Genomic DNA, 1,037 nt, shown 5'->3' with positions numbered 1-1,037 from the left:
TGTGGAGCTTCAACAGGTTGTCCTCGATCAGGGCGAGGCGACTGATAGGCGTTTTTGACTTTAGGCTGCCATGTGGACGATGCCAATTGTATCTGTGCAGCCAGACAGGCAGTTCGGCGGCACGATGATCGGATGTCGGATAGGCAATGGCGTAGGCCCATTCGCGCAGTGCTGTCTGGATGAAGCGCTCGGCCTTGCCATTGGTCTTGGGCGTATAGGGTCTTGTCGTGACGTGCTTGAGGCCGAGATCGCGGCAGGCCTTGGCGAAGGCCTTTGATCTGTAGCAGGAGCCGTTGTCGGTCATGACGCGGGCTATCGTGACGCCGAGGCTGGCGTAATAGGCGACCGCGGCCTTGAGGAAGGCGATGGCGCACTCCTTTTTCTCGTCGGGCAGGATTTGCGAGAAGGCGATGCGGGACGCGTCGTCGATGCAGACATGGACGAACTCCCAGCCGGCGCCGCGCGACTTGCCCTTTTGCGGATCGCCGGTGATACGATGGCCGACTTGGCTGAAGCGGCCGAGCTTCTTGATGTCGATATGGATCATCTCGCCGGGATGCTCCCGCTCGTAGCGCCGGACCGGTTCGGCCGGCTCGATATCCCTGAGCCGCGACAGCCCGGCACGCTTGAGAACCCGGCTGACGGTGGCGGGCGAGACGCCGACCTCATGGGCGATGTGCTTGCCGGTCAGCCGCTGGCGACGCAAGGCTGCGATGCGCTCGGCCACGGACTGTTCGGTCAGGCTCGGCATGACGGTGGGCCGCGACGAGCGGTCGACCATGCCGGCCCGCCCTTTGGTCTTATAGCGCTCGACCCAGCGCGCCACGATCTTGGCCGACACGCCATAGACGCGCGCCGCATGGGCTTTGGAAAAAGCGCCTTCTATCACCGATAACGCCATCTCCTCTCGACGCAGCGGTGTGAGACGGGCATTCTTGTGGATGTTCATTCGGACCCTCCGATGGATGCTGAAGCGTGGTAACTCCAGTCTCCTCGGTCCGGTCCGAATGGACAACCTCTCGAAAGCTCACACCTAG

1 protein-coding gene is annotated in these 1,037 nt (G+C 62.4%); it reads right to left on the bottom strand.

The features are described 5' to 3' along the window. Window positions 1–949, bottom strand: a 949-nt coding sequence (locus EN993_RS36185; protein WP_095770220.1) for an IS481 family transposase, incomplete at its 3' end; no start/stop codon positions are given. Window positions 950–1,037 lie beyond the last annotated feature (88 nt).

Origin of the sequence: Mesorhizobium sp. M7D.F.Ca.US.004.01.2.1 (assembly GCF_003997785.1) — a bacterium.
Classification (GTDB): Bacteria; Pseudomonadota; Alphaproteobacteria; order Rhizobiales; family Rhizobiaceae; genus Mesorhizobium; species Mesorhizobium loti.
This window is presented reverse-complemented; position numbering and strand designations above follow the sequence as displayed.